Annotated in this window: 15 protein-coding genes; 7 read left to right on the top strand and 8 right to left on the bottom strand. The window is 72.7% G+C overall.

What is annotated here, in order from left to right:
• Positions 1 to 18: 18 nt before the first annotated feature.
• The 4 genes from ADL15_RS28925 to ADL15_RS28910 all read left to right on the top strand — a co-directional run bounded on the left by ADL15_RS28925 (position 19) and on the right by ADL15_RS28910 (position 7,952).
• Positions 19 to 4,164, top strand: coding sequence for a TIGR02680 family protein (locus ADL15_RS28925; protein WP_067697778.1), 4,146 nt, complete (start codon positions 19 to 21; stop codon positions 4,162 to 4,164).
• Positions 4,157 to 5,350 (top strand): TIGR02679 family protein, encoded by a 1,194-nt coding sequence (locus ADL15_RS28920; RefSeq protein WP_067697776.1) that lies wholly within the window; start codon positions 4,157 to 4,159, stop codon positions 5,348 to 5,350. Before ADL15_RS28925 ends, ADL15_RS28920 begins: the two co-directional genes overlap by 8 nt.
• 9 nt (positions 5,351 to 5,359) lie before the next feature.
• The gene (locus ADL15_RS28915; RefSeq protein WP_067697774.1) at positions 5,360 to 7,393 is read left to right on the top strand and encodes a helicase-associated domain-containing protein; all 2,034 of its coding nucleotides are present in this window, start codon (positions 5,360 to 5,362) and stop codon (positions 7,391 to 7,393) included.
• A 97-nt stretch (positions 7,394 to 7,490) separates the two neighbouring features.
• A complete protein-coding gene (locus tag ADL15_RS28910; protein ID WP_067697768.1) occupies positions 7,491 to 7,952 on the top strand; it encodes a hypothetical protein in 462 nt (153 codons plus the stop codon).
• A 29-nt stretch (positions 7,953 to 7,981) separates the two neighbouring features.
• On the opposite strand, the gene ADL15_RS28905 is transcribed toward ADL15_RS28910, so the two are convergent.
• Entirely contained in the window at positions 7,982 to 8,890 is a 909-nt protein-coding gene (locus tag ADL15_RS28905; protein ID WP_067698039.1) for a DUF5995 family protein, read from the bottom strand.
• 343 nt (positions 8,891 to 9,233) lie between these two features.
• Between ADL15_RS28905 and ADL15_RS28900 the strand changes: the two genes are divergently transcribed.
• Together ADL15_RS28900 and ADL15_RS28895 are read left to right on the top strand one after the other, a co-directional pair.
• Positions 9,234 to 9,575, top strand: coding sequence for a hypothetical protein (locus ADL15_RS28900; protein WP_067697766.1), 342 nt, complete (start codon positions 9,234 to 9,236; stop codon positions 9,573 to 9,575).
• Positions 9,575 to 9,976, top strand: coding sequence for a roadblock/LC7 domain-containing protein (locus tag ADL15_RS28895; protein WP_067697764.1), 402 nt, complete (start codon positions 9,575 to 9,577; stop codon positions 9,974 to 9,976). Before ADL15_RS28900 ends, ADL15_RS28895 begins: the two co-directional genes overlap by 1 nt.
• A gap of 51 nt (positions 9,977 to 10,027) precedes the next feature.
• Here ADL15_RS28895 and ADL15_RS28890 read toward each other — a convergent pair whose 3' ends face one another.
• Entirely contained in the window at positions 10,028 to 12,166 is a 2,139-nt protein-coding gene (locus ADL15_RS28890) for an Ig-like domain-containing protein (protein ID WP_198171061.1), read from the bottom strand.
• Positions 12,167 to 12,465: 299 nt separating this feature from the next.
• Entirely contained in the window at positions 12,466 to 13,602 is a 1,137-nt protein-coding gene (gene mycP / locus ADL15_RS28885; RefSeq protein WP_157441667.1) for a type VII secretion-associated serine protease mycosin, read from the bottom strand.
• Between the two features lie 121 nt (positions 13,603 to 13,723).
• On the opposite strand from mycP (ADL15_RS28885), the gene mycP (ADL15_RS28880) reads away from it, so the two are divergent.
• Positions 13,724 to 14,926, top strand: a complete 1,203-nt coding sequence (gene mycP, locus ADL15_RS28880) for a type VII secretion-associated serine protease mycosin (RefSeq protein ID WP_232344438.1) — start codon at positions 13,724 to 13,726, stop codon at positions 14,924 to 14,926.
• A 168-nt stretch (positions 14,927 to 15,094) separates the two neighbouring features.
• Here mycP (ADL15_RS28880) and ADL15_RS28875 read toward each other — a convergent pair whose 3' ends face one another.
• From ADL15_RS28875 to ADL15_RS28855, 5 genes are all read right to left on the bottom strand, one after another.
• Positions 15,095 to 16,429, bottom strand: coding sequence for a WXG100 family type VII secretion target (locus ADL15_RS28875; RefSeq protein ID WP_067697752.1), 1,335 nt, complete (start codon positions 16,427 to 16,429; stop codon positions 15,095 to 15,097).
• Positions 16,430 to 16,451: 22 nt separating this feature from the next.
• Positions 16,452 to 17,024 (bottom strand): hypothetical protein, encoded by a 573-nt coding sequence (locus tag ADL15_RS28870; protein WP_067697751.1) that lies wholly within the window; start codon positions 17,022 to 17,024, stop codon positions 16,452 to 16,454.
• Positions 17,025 to 17,056: 32 nt separating this feature from the next.
• Positions 17,057 to 18,484 carry a type VII secretion-associated serine protease mycosin gene (gene mycP, locus ADL15_RS28865; RefSeq protein ID WP_067697750.1) on the bottom strand — a complete coding sequence of 476 codons (1,428 nt, stop codon included), beginning with the start codon at positions 18,482 to 18,484 and terminating at the stop codon, positions 17,057 to 17,059.
• An 89-nt stretch (positions 18,485 to 18,573) separates the two neighbouring features.
• Entirely contained in the window at positions 18,574 to 18,855 is a 282-nt protein-coding gene (locus ADL15_RS28860) for a WXG100 family type VII secretion target (RefSeq protein WP_232344436.1), read from the bottom strand.
• Positions 18,856 to 18,886: 31 nt separating this feature from the next.
• Positions 18,887 to 19,201, bottom strand: a complete 315-nt coding sequence (locus tag ADL15_RS28855; RefSeq protein WP_067697749.1) for a WXG100 family type VII secretion target — start codon at positions 19,199 to 19,201, stop codon at positions 18,887 to 18,889.
• Between the last annotated feature and the right edge of the window lie 72 nt (positions 19,202 to 19,273).

Raw genomic sequence — 19,273 nt, 5'->3', positions numbered from 1 at the left:
GTCGAACGAAGGACGCACGTGGCACGCTTCGCACCCACCCGGGCCGGGATCATCAACCTGTGGGACTACCGGGACGAGGAGTTCCTGTTCGTCGACGGCTGGCTGGTGCTGCGCGGGCCGAACGGCTCCGGCAAGACGAAGGCCCTCGAGGTGCTGTTCCCGTTCGTGCTGGACGGGCGGATCGAGCCGCGCCGGCTGAACCCGTTCGCCGGCGAGGACCGGACGATGAAGTCGAACCTGCTCTACCGGGGGCAGGACTCCGCGTACGCGTACGTGTGGATGGAGTTCGGCGACGGCGCGTCGTTCGTGACGATCGGGATCGGGCTGCGGGCGCACCGGCACAACGACCGGGTGACCCGCTGGCACTTCGTCGCGGACGGCCGGGTCGGCGTGGACCTGTCGCTGCTGGACGCGGACGACCGGCCGGTGTCCCGCCGTGACCTGATCGACCGGCTCGGCGCGGAGGCGGTCCGCGACTCGGCCGAGGAGTACCGGCACCTGGTCGACGCGCGGCTGTTCCAGCTCGGCCCGGCCCGCTACGAGCAGCTGCTGGACCTGGTGCTGACGTTGCGCAAGCCGCAGCTGGCGAAGGATCTCAACCCGGTGGAGCTGTCCCGCACCCTGCAGCGGGGCCTGCGGCCGGTGGAGGACCAGCTGCTGGTCGAGGCGGCGCGCTCGTTCGACGACATGGAGGCGGTGGCCCGTACCCTCGAGGGGTTGATCGCGGCGGACGCCGCGACCGGCGCGTTCCTCGGGGTCTACGCCACCTACCTGCGGACCCACGCGCGGTCCGCCGCGGACGCGCTCACCGCACGCCGGGACGCGGCCGCGGAACGCCGCGCGACCCTGGAAGCGGCCCGGCATGCGGCGGAGGGCGCGCAGCAGCGGGCCGGCGAGGCCACCGAGCGGCTGCGCACCGCCGAGGGGGAACCCGGCCGGCTGCGCGCGCACCTGGAACGGCTCAAGGGCTCGGCCGCCTACCGCTCGCACGAGCAGCTCGCCGACCTGGAGCGGCACGTCACCGACCTGGCGAAGGCCGCCCGCGACGCGGACGAGCTGGCCGACGGCGAACGGGCGACCGCCGGGAAACGACAGTCGGAATCGGTCAAGGCGGCGACAGCGGCGCAGGACGGCCGGGCCCGGACCGGGCGGATCGCCGCCGCCCTCGCGGCCGAGGCGGAGTCCGGCGGCCTCGACTGGCACACCGCGGACGCCGCGCCGGACGGGCTGGCCACCCGCCTGGCCGCCCGGTCCGAGACCCGCCGCGCCGACGTGCGGGCGGTGCGCGGGCTCGCGGATCGGCTCGCCGAGGCGGAGCGGGACCACGTGCGGTCCGCCGACGCGGACCGCGACGCCCGGGCCGCCGTGGACGACGCGATCACCGCGGAGCGGGGCGCGGCCGAGGCGCTGGGCGTGGCCCGGCGGGAAACCGCCGCCGCGGTGCGTGCCTGGGGCGTCCAGCACACCGCCCTGCTGACCGAGCTGGACCTGCCACATCTGCCGGAGCGGCTGGCGGCGACGCTCACCGAACCGGACACCGCCCCGGAACCGGCGCACCCGGCCGGGCCGGACGACAGCCGGACCGGCGACGCGATCTCGCTGCGCGATCTCTACACCGAGCAGGTCGCGGTCCCGGTCGCGGCGATCCGCGACGAGGTCGCCGCGCTCGGCGCCGAGGCGGACCGGCGGGGCCGCGAGCGGGACGAGGTGGCGGCGGAGCGGGCCGCGATCGCCGCCGAACACGACGACGCCCCGCCGGCCTCACCGACCCGGCCGGCGCCGCGCACCGGCCGCTCCGGCGCGCCGTTCTGGCGATTGGTCCGGTTCGCCGACGGCATTCCGGACGCCGAGGCGGCGGGCATCGAAGCCGCTCTGCACGCGGCGGGCCTGCTCGACGCCTGGGTTCACCCGGCGGACACCGACACCGAGACCGCGCTCGGCCGGGGCGCACAGGACGCGTTCCTGCGCACGACCGGCGGGCAGCCCACACCTCCGGCCGGGGGAAAGACCGCGGGCCAGGAGGCGGACCCGCCGATCGGCGGCGCCACGCTCGCGACCGTGCTGGTCCCGGAGGATCAGGAGATGGTGCCGGCCGCGCGGATCACCGAGATCCTGAGCGGGATCGCGCTCGGCGCGCTCACCGGGGCGTCCGGGGTGGCCGGTGACGGCCGGTGGGCGCAGGGCAGCGGCGTCGGCCGGTTCGTCAAGGACCGCTGCGAGTACATCGGCGCGACCGCCCGGGCCGCCCGGCGCGCGGCCCGGATCGCCGCCTGCGACGAGCGGATCGCCGCCCTGGACACCGAGATCGCGCGGGTCGAGGCGGTCCGGCAGGCGCGGCGGACCGTGCTGGCCGAGGTCGCCGCCGCGGGCGCGGCGTTGCCGCCACGCACCGCGATCCATCAGGCCGAGAGGCTGGTGGACCGGGCCGCGACACTGCTCCGGGTACGACGGGAAGCCGCGTCCGAGGCAGCCGGCCGCCTCGACGGCGCGGTCGCCGAGCAGGCGTCGGCCGGAGCCGCGCTGCGCCGGGCGGTCGCCGAACGATCACTTCCGGTCGACCGGGTCGAGCAGACCGCGGCGGCACTGGACCGGTTCGACCGGTTCGGCCTCGAGCTCACGCACGCCTACGAGACCGCGGAGCGGGCGGCCGTCCTCGCCGACGAGGCCGCCGAGCGCCACGCCGAGGCCGAGGAGCGGGCCGAGTCCGCCGCGCGGACCGCCCGGGAGAGCCGGCAGCGGCACGGCGAGAAGGACGAGGAGCTGCGCACCCTCGCGGCGGCGATCGGCGCCGAGGCGACCCAGATCCTGGCCGAGGTCAAGGACACCGAGCAGGCCGTGACGGTGGCCGAGTCCGCACTGCGGGACGCGCAGGCCGCACAGAGCGTGGCGCTGCAGGAGAAGGCCGGCGCGACCGCCCGGGTGGAGCTCGGTGAGCAGGCCGTGGCGGAGGCGGCCGCGGAGACGGCACGGGAGGCGGTGCGGCTGCGCCCGTACGCTCAAGCAGATCTTCTGGGGCTGATGCGCTGCCCGCCGCACCTGCGGTGGCCCACCGCCGGCCTCGCGGATCTGGATCTTGATCCGGCGGTGGTGGCGCTGCACGAGGCGGTGCTGACCGCGACCCGCGAGCTGAGCCCGACCGAGTCCTCGCTGAAGCAGTCCGCGACCCGGCTGACCAGCGCGCTCACCGAGTTGCAGGCGCAGCTGCCGGCGGCCGGGCTCGACCACCGGCCGGAGTGGGACACCGACGAGGGCGTGATCGTGGTCCGGGTCGCCGACGAGCAGGGGATGACCCCGGTCGCGCACTTCGCGGAACGGATCGCGGGTGAACGCCGCGACCAGGAGCAGTTGCTGACCGCAGCGGAACAGCGGGTCTTCGAGGACGCGCTGCTCGGTCAGCTGGCCGGGCAGATCCACCGCCGGACGATCGAGGCACGGGACCTGGTCGACGCGATGGACACGCAGATGCGGGCCCGGCGGATGTCGTCCGGGCTGACCGTCGGGGTCGGCTGGCGGCTCGCCGACGACCTCGACCCGGACCAGCGCGAGGTCTGCAAGCTGCTGGAACGGGACCCGGCGCGGCTCGGCCCGGTGCAGCTGACCATGCTGCGGCGGCACTTCGCGACCCGGATCAAGGCGGCCCGGGCGCAGGCGGCGGAGAAGCCGTACCGGGAGTTGCTGGCCGAGGTGCTCGACTACCGGCAGTGGCGGGTGTTCGCGTTCACCCTGCACCGCCCGGGTGGCACCACCGAGCCGCTGACCCGGGCCCGGCACAGCCAGCTCTCCGGTGGCGAGCAGTCGGTGTCGCTGCACCTGCCGCTGTTCGCCGCCGCGAACGCGCTGTTCGGCTCGGCCCGCCCGGACGCGCCGCGGCTGCTCGGCCTGGACGAGGCGTTCGCGGGCGTCGACGACAACGGACGCGGCGAGCTGATGTCCCTCGCGAAGCAGTTCGACCTGGACCTGTTCATGACCGGGTACGACCTGTGGGCCACCCATCCCGCGGTGACCGGTTGCGCCCACTACGACCTGTCGCACTCCACTGTCGAGCACACCGTCTCCACGGTGCTGCTGGTCTGGGACGGCACGATGAACGTCGCCGACTTCGACGGCACCCTGGCCCGCGCGCTCGGTTCGCCGGAGACCCGCCGGGTGCCCGCCGATGCCTGACCCGGGCGCCGAACCGGGCTGGCAGCGGTTGCTCGCCGCGGCCCGGCGCAGCCTGGAACGCACCGGCGGCAGCCTGGCCGGCTCGGTCTCGCTCGCCGCGCCCGACGAGGCCGAACGCCGCGTCGTCATCGGGGTGACCGGGGTGCACCGGCCGGCCGGGGTCGCCCGGGTCACCGTGCGGCTCGCCGAACTGGACGCGTTCCTGCGCGCGGCACACGGCGCCGGCCTGGCGGAGACGGTCGGCCCGTTCCGGGACCGGCCGGGGGAACGCGCCCGCGAGGCGGTCGGCCGGGACGCGGCGCTGTCACTCGCGGGGGAGAGCCGGCACGCCACCCAGCCCTGGTATCTCGACTTCGTGGCATCGCTGCGCCGGGACGGCACGCTGACCCGGATCGTCCGGGCCGGACTGCCGCTGCCCGCCGTGGTGACGGTACTGGACGCGCTGCCGGCAGCCGGCGAGCCGATGCCGGTCTTCGCCGAACGGGTGCTCGGCGACACCAAGGCCCTCACCGACGGCCCGGTACGCGGACTGGTGTTGCGCGCGCTGGCCGGCTGGCACCAGGTGCCGGTCCCGGCCGGCGCGGAGCAGGAACGGGCGCTGTGGGAGCTGGCCGGGGTGGTGCCCGACGACCTGGCCAGTCAGGTGCTGGTGCTGAACCTGCCGGCCGGCGGCGGCCTGCTCGGCGAGTGGCTGACCGGGGCCGCGGCGGCGCACGTGCCGTTCCGGGTCACCCTGCACCAGTTGCGGCTGACACCGCCGGTGCTGGCCGTACCGGAGATCTTCGTCTGTGAGAACCCGGCGGTGCTGCGCGCGGTGACCGGGCGGGCCACCGCGCCGCTGGTCTGCACCGAGGGTGTGCCGTCGGCGGCGGTGCACCTGCTGCTCGGCGCCGCCGGGCCGGGCACGGTGATCCGCTGGCGCAACGACTTCGACTGGACCGGGGTGCGGCTGACCGGGTCGGCGCTGGCCCGGTACCCGTCGGCGGTGCCGTGGCGGATGGGCGCCGCCGACTACGCGGGCGCCGCGGGTACGGGTCCGGGGCTGCTCGGCGCCGCCGCGGCGACATCGTGGGACCCCGAACTGGGCGAGCTGATGACCCGGGAGGGACGGTCGGTGATGGAGGAGCGGCTGATCGACACGCTCGCGGACGACCTGTGCGGGTACCCGGGACGGGCGGTCGCGTAAATTCTGCGGGTGCCGTTTTCCGAGGCGTCCCGTGCGGCGCTCATCACCCACCTCACGGGCCTGTCCGTCCGGCAGCTCGCCGAGCTGACCGCGGTCCGGCCGGAGCTCACCGCCGCCCCGGCGCCCCGCACCCCGGCGAAACGGGCCGAGCGGCTGCTGGACAGCGAGGCGATCGAGCTCACCTGCTCGGTGCTGACGTTGCCCGGGCTGCAGGTGGCCGAGGCCGTCGCGGCGCTCGGCGACGGCTGGACGATGGACCGGCTGGCCGCGCTGCTCGGCGTACCGGAAAATGACGCGGCCTTGCGCACGACGGTCGCGCACCTGTCCGAGCGAACCCTGATCTGGCCGATCGGTGGCGGTTTCGCCGCCGGGCATCTCGACGTGATGTGGCCGAACCCGCTCGGTCTCGGTGCGGGTGCCGCCGAGATGCTCAACGGGCTGGCCACCGCGCAGCTGCGGGAGATGGCGCAGGATCTCGGGGTGACCGCCGGGCGGTTGAAGGGCGACGTGGTGGCCGCGCTGACCGCGTGGTTGTCGATTCCGGACAACGTGCGGGGTGTGGTCGAGCAGGCGCCGGCCGAGGTCCGCCGGCGGTTGCAGGACGTGGCGCTGGAACCCGTGGACCTCTACACGTTCAACGGCTTCGCGTACGGCGGTGTCGTGCCGGCACCGCCGTGGGCGACCCAGCGCGGCCTCATGGTCCAGGCCGGCTGGGGCAGCGGCGGCCGGATGCCGCGGGAGGTGGCGCTGGCGCTGCGCGGCGCCGACTACCACGCGCCGTTCGACGGCGAGGCGCCCGCGCTGCCGGCCGTCACGGTCGCCGCGGAGGCGGTGGCCCGGGACGCGGCCGCCGCGGCCACCGAGACCCTGGCGGCGGTCACCGCCGTGCTGGAGACGATCAGCAAGGCGCCGGTCGCGACGCTCAAGACCGGCGGGCTGGGTGTCCGCGAGCTCCGCAGGATCGTCAAGGCGGCCGGGCACACCGAGGACCGCACCCGGCTCACCCTCGAACTGGCCGCGGCCGGTGGGCTGATCGCGGTGCAGGACACCGTCACGGTGTCCGAGGCCTATGACGACTACGCCACCATGGCGCCCGGCGGGCAAGTGCTGGACACCGTCGAGACGTGGCTGGAGATGCCGGCCTGCCCGCTCGCGCCGGGACGGCCCGGTGACCCGGCGGAACGCGCGATCTACTGGGACGCGAACGAGCACGCGATCCTGACCGCGTTGCGGACGGCCCTGCTGCGGACGGTCGTGGCGACGGTGCCGGAGGGCCGGGCGGTCACCGCGGACGACATGGCCGCGCAGATCGCCTGGCGGTTCCCGGCGCTCGCCGAAGCGGCCGGGTACGACCTCGGCCGGTTCCTGACCGGGATCTGGCGCGAGGCCCACGCGATCGGGCTGCTGGCCCACGGCACGCCGACCGTGTTGTGCCGGCTCCTGCTGGCCGGCTCGGATGAGCCCGGCGACGAGACCGCCACGGCCCTCCGAGCCCAGGCCGACGCCATGGTCCCGGCCACCCGGGCCACCGCCCTGCTGCAGAACGACCTCACCGCGGTCGCCACCGGCACCCCGTCCGCGGCACTGCTCGCGCTGCTCGACAGCGCCGCCGATCCGGAGTCCCGCAGCGGCGCCTGGACCTGGCGGTTCTCCCCGGCCAGCGTGCTACGGGCGGTCGACGCCGGGATCGAGGGCGCGGACCTGCTGGCCCGGCTGCGCCAGGTCGCCGAGGGCGGCCGGTTCCCGCAGCCGCTGACCTACCTGATCGAGGACACCGTGCGGCGGCACGGCCGGGTCCAGGTACGCCCGGTGGGCTGCTGCCTGTGCAGCGACGACGAGCCGCTGCTCACCGAGATCCTGCACACCAAGTCGTTGCGGGCGCTCGCGCTGAACCGGCTCGCGCCGACCGTGCTGGCCAGCGCGAAACCGCAGGCCGAGACGCTGACCGCGCTGCGGGCGGCCGGGTTCGCCCCGGCCGGGGTCCGCGCGGACGGCACCCCGGCGATCGAGCGCCTGCCCCGCCATCGGGCACCCTCGAGGTGATCAGGCACGGAATGCGACACGTCACCTACTCACGGTTTCGTGCCCCGTCGATTCACCGTCCCGGCCAGGCCGGCGAAACGTCGGTTCACTGTGGAGCATGTGCTTCCCGCGACCGCGCGACAGAGGTCCGATCGCGTATCTGACCGTCTCGGCGTCCGCCGTGCTGCTGGGGATCGGCACCGGCCCGATGGGGCTGGGCTCGCCCGGCGCCCCGATCGTGGCGCTGTTCTGCTGGGTCCTGACGGCGGCGGCCGCCGAGGTCGTGGCCGGGAACCCGCGGCGGCTGAACCTGCTGCCCTGGATGATCGGCGCCATGGTGCTCGTCGCCTTCGCCGGCCCGGGCGCGGTCACGGCCCTGCTCGGCGCGGCGGCCGCCGGCTACGGGCTGACAACCATCGTGACGGCGGCGCCGGCCCGACGGATCCCGCCGAGGGCGCACCGCGTCGAGCCCGCCACGACGGCCGGTGGCCGGACCTTCGACATCACCACCGACCTCAACCGGCTGCCTGCCTCGCATCCGGCCGACACCGGTCCCCTCCCGGTGCTCGTCCCCGCCTGACGCGGCCCCGCCGGGGCCGCGCGTTCTGATCAGGCGGCGACCGGGCGCAGGCGGCGCCGGAGACCGCGGAACCACGCGGTGAGGGTCAGCCACACCACCCGCAGCAGGCTGGTGCCGTTGAGCAGTGTCTCCCCGGCACAGGCGGAGACCCGGTCGAGCACCAGCAGCGCCTGTGCCAGGTCCTCCGGGTCGTCCCGCAGGCGCCAGAGGATCTCGGCCTGCTCCCAGGCCAGGGCCCGGGTGGCGCGGACCAGGATGCTCTGGCTCCAGTCGTCCAGGTCGCCGACGCAGCGGTCGATCTCGAGCTGCCAGGCGGTGGCGAACCGGCGGCGCAGGATCGGGATCTGCTGGTAGAAGATCCGGTTCACCAGCAGGTAGTCGGGGTGCTGCGGACCGTCGCCGGGGAAGCCGAGGCGTTCCCAGGTGGCGATCACGGCGAGCGCCAGGTCGTGGTTGATGTGCGCGTTGACGCCGAGGACCGCGGCGTCCATCACGGTCATCGAGTCGTCGTGGGCGCGGCGGAACAGCACTTCCCAGGCGTCGGCCGGGTTCCGTCCGCTGACACCCCAGTCGCCGAGCGCCCGGAAGTAGAGCCGGGCGAACTCGACGTCGAGCGTCTCCAGCCACTCCGGGTCGGTGCACTCCGGCGTGGTCAGGCTGTCGGCGACCTTCTCGGTGATGGTCAGGTAGAGGGTGTTGAACGCCGCGACCCGATTGGTCCCGGGGCTCGGTGGCAGAGAATCAAGGATTTTCTGTACGACCCTGAGCCGCTCGATCACGCCGGCGATGTCGTCCGGCGCGTTCTCGACGGCGGTGAGCATCTCCTGCTGGGCCGGCGACCAGTCGTGCGCCGTGGTGGTCACGGCACGCGCCAGCCGCTTGCGGCCCTGGGCGAGCAGCTCGGCGCTGGACTCCGCCCGTACTCGATCGAATGTCACGTTCACCATGCTGACGCGTGTCCGTCGTACGCGAAACATCCCCGCGCCGTCGGATCTCTGACGTATCAGCCTGCCTATCGGTTATTTCGGATAATTGCCCCGGTAGGCGGTTCTCGAATCGTCTCGTCCCTGGTGCGACGCCCCGCCGGACGGTTCGGGAAATGTCCATCCTTCGTTGCGACTCTTTCCGGCTCGATCCAGGCCACCGGCCGCCGGATCTTCGGCCCGACCTGGCTTAGTTCAGTGCCCTTGCAAATATCGCGTGTCACTGTTGGCAGCGCCTGATCATGTCGGTCGAAATGGAGTACGTGCAGTGAATATCGAGACGGCGCTCAAGGAAGCGATGACCATCGAGGGCGCTATCGGCGTCGCTCTGGTGGACTACACCAGCGGGCTCACCCTGGGCGTGCTCGGCGGCGGCCCGACCATGGACATGAACATCGCGGCGGCCGGCAACACCGACGTGATCCGTGCCAAGGTACGCACCCTCGGGATGCTCGGGCTGCAGGACGGCATCGAGGACATCCTGATCACCCTGGACAGCCAGTACCACCTGATCCGCCTGCTGCAGAACAAGCGCAACGGCGAATCGTTCTTCCTCTACCTGTCGCTGCGCAAGGACCGGGCCAACCTGGGGCTGGCTCGCCACCAGCTCCGCCGGATCGAAGCGGAACTCGACGTCTGATGCCCACCCAGGAGGATCTCGACGCCTCCGTCCTGGCTGAGCTCGCCGCGCTGCGCATGCAGGTGCCCGGCGTCGCGGGTTGCGTGGTGGCCGGTGTGGACGGCCTGCTCATGCTGTACGACACCACCATCGGCACGGAGCCGCACGACGTCGCCGCGCTGGCGGCCGGCGCGCACGGGATCAGCCGCACGACAGGTGCGGTTCTCGGGCAGGGCGGCTTCTCCGACGTCACCATCCACAACCAGAACGGCTACCTGACGGTCTACGCGATCGGGGACCTGGCCCTGCTGGTGGTGATCGGTGAGGGTGGTCTGAACATCGCCCGGCTGCACCTGGAAGCCCGCTCGGTGACCGCGAAGCTGTCCGGCATGCTGAAGATCCGGCCCGCGCACCACATGTGAAACGGCATACGCCCTCTGATCCGGCTCCGGATCAGAGGGCGTCGTCGTGTGTCAGGACAACGTGACGAAACCGTCCACGTTGAGCCGGCTGGCGCGGTTCACGAACCGGACCGTGTGCGTGCCGGACCCCGACCAGGTCAGGGTGTAGACGACCGACCGGTTCCCGGCCGTCGCACTGGCCAGGTTGACGCTGCTGAACTTCGTGCCGTCGACGTAGACGTCCGCGACGCCGCTGGACTTGTCGCGGGTGCCGACCAGCCCGACCGAACGGCCGGTGAACGTGTACGACACCGCCGCGTCCTTCGCCACCGTGGTCTGCTCACTGCCACCGAGCCGGGTGCTCCCGCTCGTCGTCGACCACGCCCCGGTGTACGTGCCCCCGCGCACCTCGACCGCCGTGGTCGCCCACTCCCCCACGACCTTGCCGGCGTGCCCGAGCTTGTCGGCGACCGCGAGATCCCAGCGGGTCCGTACGCCGGGCTTGGCCGTCGCCGCGAACTGCCGCGCCGCCGGTGCCAGGGTAGTCGCGCCGCTGCCGGTGCTCGCCGTGATCTTCTGCTGGGCGACACCGTTCGGGTCGGTCAGGTCCCAGCGCACCGACACCGGCACCCCGCTCGCGCTGACCGTGCCCCCGGCCTGCAGGTACGCGGCCGGCACCGGGCTGCCCACCGGCGCGTTGCCGTCCGCCTTGATCGTGATCGCGGCGGTCCGGCTGGTGTTGCCGTACGGGTCGGCCGCGACCGCCTGCAGCTTGTGCGTCCCGTCCGGGATCGCCGCCGCCACCGACGTCGCGGTCCCCGGGGCGGTCGCCACCACCACGCCGTCGACAAGTACCGCCACCGACGTGACAGCGGAGTCGTCGGTGACCCGGCTCCAGGTCACCGTGGTCTTCGCGGTGGTGATCGACGCGTTCGCCTTCGGGGCGGTCAGCGCGAACGCGGACGGCGCCTTGGTGTCGACCACCTTGCCGATCGTCACCGGCAGCCCGGCCGCCGTCGCCGGGCCGGTCCGGATCGCGACGGTGCCGGCCGGGTCGTTCCAGCCCTCGCCGGGCAGCAGCACCGGGATCGCCGGGTGGTAGGACACCAGCTGGTGGTCGTGGACGTACTCGCTGGCCAGCCCGGTGTCGACGAACCGCACCGCCAGCCCGGTGCCGGCCTTCGCGAGGGGCTGGTCGAGGCGCCCGCCGGTGCGGTACTCCAGGAACCAGGTGCGGGTCCCGCTGGTCCAGGTGACCTGCCGCAGACCCTTGCCGCCGGAGAGCGGCGCGAGCACGACCTGCTTGCCCGCCGTCGCCACCTGGGTGCCACCGGCGCCCAGCACCCCGAGCGCGTCGAGGTGCGCCGCGGTCAGCTCGCCGGCCGCCCGGTTGCCCATGATGTCCCACGGGTCGGCGTACCCCTCGACGGCACAGGTCGCGGAGAGCGGCACCGTCGTCTTGCGCGTGGCGTCGGCGTAGCAGTGGTAGCCGTCGCTGTGCCACAGGCCCAGGTTGTGACCGAGCTCGTGCCCGGCCACCTGGGTGGATTCGTAGCCGTTGAGCCAGACGAAGCTGTCGCCGTACTGGCCGGCGCCGATGGTGCCGAGACCGGCCCAGGAGCACGCGGCCAGCCGGGGGAACCAGACGACGACGTGGTGGAACCGGTCCTTCACGGTGTTGCCGGCGATCGCCCGGGCGGCCGTCTCGATCGCCTTGTGGTCGCAGCCGCTGATCGCCGTGCTCAACCTGGTCACCGCGGTGACCTTGTCGACGGTGAACCGGATCGCCCCGCCGCTGACCGTGTCGTAGTACTTGTCGACCTGCTTGCCGAGCGCGGCGAAGTCCGGCACCGGCGCGAGCGCGGCCTGCCAGTGGACGGGGACGACGACCAGGTGGTGTGTCCCGGCCACCGACGTGGTCGCGGCGGTTCGCATCCGCCCGTCGACCTCGCTGACCGTCCCGTCCGCCGCCCGGTCCACGGTCACCGTCGCGCCGGAGGTGATCCCCTCCGCCAGGTCCGCCGGCACCGCGATCGTCGTCCCGGCGCTGGTCACCACCTCGGTGCGGGTGACGTCCGCGCCACCCGGGAACGCGTCGGCGACGGTGCGCTGCAGCACCCCGGTGAGCGTGGTCCCGGCCGGCGCGGCCTGCGCGACGGCGGGAGTGGCGCACAACAGTGCGGCGGTGAACAACGCAACCGGTCGGATCATGCTCAGCCGGATCGGCCGCCCCCGCACCCACATGAGAACAACGAGGCCACTGAGACCCCAGTCAAACCCGCGCCGGTACGAACAGCCACGCGAGACCGATCCCACCCCGGACCGCAGCGCGACTCCCGGCCTTGGCTGGCTCTCAGGGGTGCCTCCGCACCCCTGAGACACCCCCAGGAACCAGCCGGGGACCCGGGGACGCGCCTCGGATCCGGGTGGTGGCGGTGTCGCGGCGGCCTCACGGGCGGGACGTGGCTTGTAGCCTGCGGGCGGGACTCGGTATGCGTACCCGATGGGGTTCAGCGGCGGCGCAGGAACAGGAACAGCGAGCCGGCCACGACCAGGAGGCCGGCCAGGGCCGCGGCGGTGATCGTGAGGACCTGGCGCAGCCACGCGTCGGCTTGCGACTCGGGTTCGGCGGCCTGTGGCTCGGTGGTCGGGGTCGGGTCGCCGAGCGGGTTCGCGGTGACCGCGGGGACCTTCGCGGTGAGCGCTTTGACCAGGTCGAGGCGGCCGAAACCGTACTGGTCGTCCCGGCCCTTCGGGCCCGCGTCGGTGGCGGTGGAGATCAGCCGGTTGATCACGTCGGGGGCCTTGAGCTCCGGGTATCGGGACCGGATCAGGGCGGCGGCGCCGGCGACCATCGGAGCCGCGCCGCTGGTGCCGCCGGGCGCCAGCACGTAACCGCTCGCGCCCCGGTCCATCACGCCGAGAGTGATGATGTTGACGCTCGGCGCGGCGAGGGCCACCTCCGGGCCGTGCACCGAGCCGCTCCAGAACCTGCCCTTCTCGTCGTATCCGGACACCGCCAGCACGCCCGGGATTTTGGCCGGCGAGTCGACCCCGGTGGACGACGCGCTGTTGCCCGCCGCGGCGACCAGCACCACGTCGTGGTCCAGCGCGTACTGGATCGCGGCACGCTCCTCGGGGGAGGTGATCCTCCCGCCGTACGACATGTTGATCACCTGGGCGCCGTGGTCGGTGGCCCAGCGGATGCTGTCCGGCGGGACGCTGCCGCTGTAGATGCCGCCACTGCCCTTGCCGACCGTCACGGACACCGGCAGGATCTTCGCGCCGGGGGCGATGCCGAGCGCGCCGTACTTCCGGCCGTTGGCGGCGATGATCCCGCTCACACTGGTGCCGTGCCCGCCGTGATCGATCTTGCCGCCGCCGCCGGCCGGGTCGGCGGGCCAGTAGCTCTTGCCCGCCAGCACCCGCCCGGCCAGGTCGGGATTCCGGGCGTCCACCCCCGAGTCGATCACGGCGACCACTACGCCCTTGCCCGTGGAGATCTTGTGCGCCTCGCGTACGTGCAGGTAGTCCAGGTACCACTGGCGTTCCTGAATGGACTCGGCGAGCGCCGGGGCGGCGGGCACGACCCCCGCGAGGAAACCCAGCAGGACCGCGCCCACCGCGGCCGTACCGCGCTCTGCCATCCGCCACCGGTTCACTCGCAGCCTCCCCAGGCACGTCCGTCGAATCGCAGGCACCCTACCGACTCCCGGCCGGCGCCGGTCACCCCCACCACGCCGGGCTCCGGCCCGCTACCCTCGCTGGGTGCCGAATCGTCCGCGAACCGCGCCCGCACACCCCCGCCGTACCGGCCGGACCGCCAGGCTGCTGACCGCGGTCCTGCTCGCGGCCGCGGTCCCGATGGTGGTGGCCGAGCCGGCGCTCGCCGCCACCTGCGGCCCGAAAGGCACCGCGGCGCCCACCACCGCGCCGTGGGCGCAGACCCGGCTGGCCCCGGACGCCGTCTGGCCGCTCACCCGCGGCCTGGGCACCACGGTCGCGGTGATCGACTCCGGCGTCGCCGCGGACCACCCGGCGCTCAAAGGCAAGGTGCGCAACGGCAAGGACTTCATCCAGCCCGCTCTCCTGGGCCGCTGCGACCAAGCGGGCCACGGGACGATGGTCGCCGGGATCATCGCGGGGCGGCAGACCGAGGACTCGGCGTTCAGCGGCATCGCCCCGGACGCCCTGATCCTGCCGGTGCGGGTGCTGCAGACCACCGACAAGAACTACGACCAGCAGTTGCCGTACCGGATCGCGCAGGCCATCCGCTGGGCGGTCGACAACGGCGCCGACGTGATCAACCTGTCGCTGGAGACCGTGCCGACGTCCGAGCTGGCCGCGGCGGTGAACTACGCGATCGCGCACCGGGTGGTGGTGGTCGCCGCGGCCGGCAACCAGGAGAGCGGCACGCAGCGCAACCAGCCGGCGTACCCGGCCGGTTATCCGGTGGTGCTCGCGGTGGCCGGGGTCGACCAGCAGGACAAACACGTGGACACGTCGATCAGCGGTGACTACATCGACGTGGCCGCGCCCGGGCTGCAGATCACGGCGCCGGCGCCGGGTGGTGGCTTCACCAGCGAGGCCGAGGGTGGCACGAGCTTCGCTGCCGCGTACGTGTCCGGGGTGGCCGCGCTGGTCCGGTCGTACTACCCGGACATGCCGGTCGACGAGCTGCTCAAGCGGATCGTGGCCACCGCGGACAACCCGCCGGAGGGCCTGACGCCGGAGGCGGGGGCCGGGGTGGTCAACCCGTACCGGGCGGTGACCAGCGTCCTCGGCGAGCGGGAGAACCTGCCGGCCGCGGCGCTGCCGAAACCGCAGAACGCGGACGACGCGATGGCCGGGGTGCGGACCGCCGCGGAGATCGCCGCAATCGTGGCGGTGGTGCTGGCGATCCTGATCCTGCTGGCCCGGCCGATCGCGCGGCGGGGCAAGGAGCGGGGCTGGCGGGCCGGTCCGTCCTAGTTCCCGGGTCGCCCGGCCTTCCTGCGCGGCCTTTCTTCCTGCGGCCCTTCCTGCGCGGCTGGATGCGTGGCGTGGCCTTCGTGAGCGGCGGGGTGGTCGGGGGTTGAACGGGACCCGGCCCGGCCGCGTCAGCGGGTCCGGGCCGGGGCCTTCGTCGTCAGGTCGTCGTCAGCGGAGCACGCCGGGCGGGAGGTCGCCGCCGGTGCCCCAGACGTCCTCGTCCTCCTGCAGCCAGCTGTTGCGTTCCTGGCCGTCCTCGCCGTAGCCGGCGCCGCCGCGCGAACCCGCGGCTCCACCGGCGCCCGGAGCGCCCCCGCCGGCCCGCAGGGAACTGCCGGCCTTGGTGCCGCCCGCCTTGCCCGCGCCGCCCTTACCCGCGCCGGCACCCGCGCCGCCGCCCATCATGCCCGGGCCGGCGCCGGTGCCGACCGGCTTGCCGAGCGCGCCGCCACCGGGGATCGCGCCGGCCGCCGCGCCACCGGCGCCGCCACCCAGACCGGCCGTCGAACCCAGGCCCGCCGTGCCGCCGCCGAGACCGGAGCCGCCGCCTAGGCCGCCGCCCAAGCCGCTGCCCAGGCCACCAGCGCCCGCGCCGCCGCCGCCCGCACCGGCGAGACCGGTGCCGTACTCGCTCGGGTCGTAACCGGTGCCGCCGGAACCGCCGGGGTAGCCGCCGGAGCCGGTGCCGGGGTAGGTACCGGAGCCACCGGTACCGCCGGTGTAATCGCCGGCGCCGGAGCCCGGGTAGCTACCGGAGCCGGAACCGGGATAGCTGCCGGTGCCCGTGTCGCCGATGCCGCCCGAGCCGATGCCGCCCGAGGGAGAGAAACCCTTGCTGCTCGGCAGGCCACCGGAGCCGGCACCACCGCCACCGAAGCCACCGGCGCCCGCACCGGAGCCGCCCGAACCGTCCAGGTTCGGGATGGTCGGGTTCGGGTCACGGATATCTTTCCCCTTGCCATCACCCGGCATGTCCGCAGCCTGATAGACGTATTCATTGTGGATGCCGTTGTAGACCTTCTGGGCATCTTCGGTCTGGTCGAAGAGCCAGTCGTGCATCTTCGGACCCCAGTTCATCGGGCCCCAGCTCAGGAAGGACGGCTTGACCTTCACCTCGAAGGAGCCGATGCCCAGCGTGAGCCGGCCGTCCCTGGCCGCCATAATCTCGTCGGTCATCGCCAGCGGAACCGGCATGTTGGCCTGCGCGTTCTGGAGCTTGTCGGCCGCGTTGTTGAGGCTGTTCACGATGCCGTCGCCCTCGTTGACATTCGCGACGACCGTCCCGATCGACGAAGCCAGGAGCTCGACGTGCTTCTTGAACTCGTCGTACCCGGTGCCCTCCCAGGTGGCGCCCAGGTCTGTGACGTTGGTCTTCAGGCTCTCCTGGACCTGGCCGAGGTTCTTCAACAACTCCTGCCAGCCCAGCGCCGCGCTCCGGACGTCACCGGGACGGCCGTCGATGACGACCTGTTGGACCATCTCTTCCCAGCTCAGTTCACTCATCGGTGGCTATCCCCCGTTCTCGTTACTGCGGGCCCGCGGGCGACTCGGTGTTGACCGGGACGCCTTTGGACACCTCGGCAAAGACCTGCCTCATGGTGTCCATCGACAACGCGTTGCGTTCCTCGGCGCGCTCGTAGTTCTCCTTGACCTTCTCCAGCGCCGCCTTGGCGTCGTAGATCTGCTGGGAGAGCGTCGTGACCGCAAGCTCGGTGGAGTTGTACAGGTCCGCGTGCTTGGCGCTGAGCGTCTGGGCCATCTTGAAGCCACCCAGCGGGCTCTTCCCGCCGGACGCCGCGTCGCCGCCCATCAATTCCTTCAACTCGGCCATCCGGTACGACAGGCTCTTGAGGTAGTAGGCGTGCGCGTCCAGCCACCCGATCGCACTCTGCAACGAGGAGGCGTCCCACTGGGTCCGCACACCCGCCTCGCCCGTCCCGGCGATCAGATTCTTCGGCGTGTACCCGGTGTAGGTGTCGTCGATCTCCAGGCCGGCGGAGGCGGGCACCACCACCATCGGCACGCCCGGGACCGGGCTCGGGATCGGGGCGTAGAAGTCCGACTCGGCGCTCAGCTTGCCGGGTGTCTCATCCGCCATCTGCTTTTCCTCCCCGTCGTGCGGTGTACGTGTCAGCGTTGCTCAGGCCCGGAATACGGTCCCGGGGGCGGAGCCTGGCCCGGCGGGTAGCCGGGCGGCGCCTGGTAACCGGGCGGTGCGGGCTGCCCCGGGTAGGCACCGGGCTGCCCCGGATAACCGGTAGGCGGCGCGGGGTACCCCGGCTGGGCCTGCGGGTAACTCTGGACGGCACCCGGTTGGGCCGGCGGATAACCCGGGGGCGCGCCGGGATAGCCGGGCGGAGGCATTCCCGGTGCGTAGGCCACCGGCTTACGACGGCGTCGCACGGTACGCACGATCAGGAACACGATCAGGGCCACCACCGCCAGGCACAACCCGCCCTGGAGCGCGGCCGATTTCGGGTCGGTGACGGAGAATGCGACCGCCGGCTCCTCGTCCTTGCCCTCGCCCTTGCCGGTGTCCGTGCCGCCCGGTGCCGTGGTGCCACCGGCCACCAGCGGGTTGGCCGACACCTTCGCGACATCTGCGGTCAGCGCCGCCACCGGGTCGACCTCACCGAAGCCGTATTGGTCGTCGCGACCGGATGTGCCACGGTCATCGGCGGTGCGGATCAGGCGGTTCACCACGTTCGCCGCGTCCAGGTCGGGATACTTCGCCCGGACCAGCGCGGCGATCCCGGAAACGATCGCCGATGCGTCGCTGGTACCGGTCGCCAGGCGGTAGCCGTTCGGGCTCACACCCTTCGCGGCCGACGAGATGATGTTCTCCACCGGGGCGGCCAGCACAGCTTCCGGCCCCGAGGCGGAGTCCTTCCAGAAGTCACCCGACTTCATCGTTCCGGTCACAGCGATCACGCCGGGGATGTTGGCCGGGTTGGTGACACCCACGTCACCCTGCTCACGGTTGCCGGCCGCGGCTACGACGACGATGTTCTTCGACAGGGCGTATTCGACGGCCTTCCGCGTAGCGCTGTCGTCGGTACCGCCCCCGAAGGACATATTGATCACGTCAGCGCCGTTGTCCGCGGCCCAACGGATGCCCTCGGCTGAGTTGAGCGAGCTGGATTTGCGGAGAAAGGACACTGGAAGGATCTTGGCCTTGGGGGCGATGCCCAGCACGTGCTGAGATCCACCCCCGATACCGGCGATGATGCCGGCCATCGCAGTGCCGTGGCCCGACTCAGGGTCGGTGTCCTTGCGCCCATCGCCCGAGGACCCGACGCTGTGCCCGGCGAGCACCTGGCCCTTCAGATCCGGATGGGTGGCGTCGACGCCGGTGTCCACCACCGCGACGACAACGCCCTTTCCCTGGGTGATCTGGTGGGCGGCGCTGACCTTCAGCGCGTCGAAGTACCACTTCTGGTAGTCGGCGACCGTGTCGGCGTGTGCCACGCCCGGCCAGCTCAGGACCGACGCGATCGTCGCCGCCAGTGCGGCCGCGGCCACCCGGCTCACCGGCCTCGTTCCCACCGTCAAACGCATCGCGCGTAGTCCCTTTCCTGAAGCCGACACACCCGCGGCTCCGGCCCCGGACCGAACCGGGAACGGAGCCGCGTGCGGAGGAGCTGGGATCAGCCCCAGAGTTTCGAGTTGCTCATCTCGGTCGAGACGTAGTTCTCGCGGGCGACGCCCACGGCTCCACCGATCTCGTTCAGGATCTGGTTGATGTCACGCACGGCCGCGTCCCACTGAGCCTGGTGCTGCTCGTAGGCGGCGCGGTCCTGACCATCCCAGACCAGCTTCGACAGCATCTGCCGGAGGGTGTCCAGCTTCTCGTCGATGGTCCGCGAGATCGACGTCATCTGCGCGTGCGAATTCTCGAGGACGGCGTAGTCGACCTTGATCATGCTCATCAGTAATCCACCCAGGTTCTCGTCGTCAGGCCTACGGGTTCAGCGCAGAGTGGAACTTGTCGAGCATCTGCTGCTGCTCTTCGTCGGTCACCTGGTGCGCGGTACCGGACTTGTCGAGCAGGTTCGCGATGTCGTCCAGCGCGGTCTGCAGCTTGGTGGTGTCTTCGTTCCACCGCTGCATCAGGCTCTGGAAGCCACTGGACGCCTGACCCTGCCAAGCGATCGCCAGATCGTCGACTACACCCAACAGCTTCTTGAGCTCACCGTCGACCTCGCTGCGCGTGGTGCGGACGTCGTTCGCTGCGGAATGCAGTGTCGCGTGATCGACCTCGAACGGGGACGTCATGCTTCTCACCCCTTCGTCATCGTTAAGGCGGCGTGCTGCCGCGCCTCCCCCGCGGTAAGGCGCTGAGACCTA

This window comes from Actinoplanes awajinensis subsp. mycoplanecinus, assembly GCF_001509495.1.
Lineage (GTDB): Bacteria > Actinomycetota > Actinomycetes > Mycobacteriales > Micromonosporaceae > Actinoplanes > Actinoplanes palleronii.
This window is presented reverse-complemented; position numbering and strand designations above follow the sequence as displayed.